2 protein-coding genes are annotated in these 1,055 nt (G+C 63.5%); both read left to right on the top strand.

Annotated features, from left to right (window positions below):
• The coding region (locus LQV45_RS35140; protein ID WP_230012648.1) for a CdaR family transcriptional regulator at positions 1-579 on the top strand (579 nt) is incomplete at its 5' end.
• On the top strand, positions 576-1,055 hold a 480-nt coding region (locus tag LQV45_RS35145; RefSeq protein ID WP_230012651.1), incomplete at its 3' end, for a glutaminase. The genes LQV45_RS35140 and LQV45_RS35145, both read left to right, overlap by 4 nt.

The following is a 1,055-nucleotide window of genomic DNA, read 5'->3' on the forward strand; positions in this document are numbered from 1 at the left end:
CCCTCAGCCATCGTGGGACAGTTTCACGGCGACACCGCCGTGATCCTTCCCGGGCTGCAGTCCGCCAACGCGGGGGCCGGTCTGCGGAGTCTGGCCGAGGCAATCGTCAAGGACGCCAACAAGCACCTCGGCATCAGCCCCTTTGCCGCCGTCGGCCCCGCTGTTCCCGATCTGCTATCAATCCATTCCGTGACCGGAATATGCGAAGCGCTGCTGGGCTGCATGCGCCGCTCCGGCGAAGTTTCGGTTGCCACGGTGGACGACTTCGAAGCCGAGATCCTCTTCCACGACGCCGTGGAGAACTTTACGACGGCGGCCTTTCGGCACCGCAGCCTCTGGGCCCTGCTCCGCGACGACGCGGAACTGGCCGTAACCCTGCGTGCCTTCTTCGACGCGTCACTCGACGTGGCCGAGTGCGCGAAGCGGATGCAGCTGCATAAGAACACCGTCTACTACCGGATCGGCAAGGTCAGCCGGGTCACCGGCCTGGACTTCGGCAATCCCCGCCATGCACTGGTCGCGCTGCTGCATGTTCAGGAGTGGTCCGGCACGCAGAAGGAGCACGTGGGCAAGAAATGATGACAACACTTGATTCGCCGCCGCTTGCCTTATTACTGGATGACATTGTCCGCGGCCACCGGCCCCGGACGGAAGCGGGGTCAGTCCCCGCAAACATTCCCCACCTGCAGTCCCCGCCGTTCGACCGTTTCGGCATCGCAGTTGCCACGACGTCCGGGGAACTATTCAGTTCCGGCGACGCCGATCTTCCGTTCTCGATCCAGAGCATCTCCAAGGTCTTCACCCTGGCGATGGCGCTCAGCGCCGATGACTCCGGCTCGTTGTGGTCCAGGGTCCTTCGCGAGCCTTCAGGGACGTCCTTCAACTCTTTGGTCCAGCTTGAAGTCGAGCACGGGATCCCACGGAACCCCTTCATCAATTCGGGCGCCCTGGTGGTAACCGACCATCTGATGGAAAGAACTCCCGACGCCGCCGCCCAGGTCCTGCGTTTCCTCACCGGCCAGGTGGGACACCAGAATGGAAGACAGGGCCCTGTC

It is taken from the genome of Microbacterium sp. Bi128 (assembly GCF_918698205.1).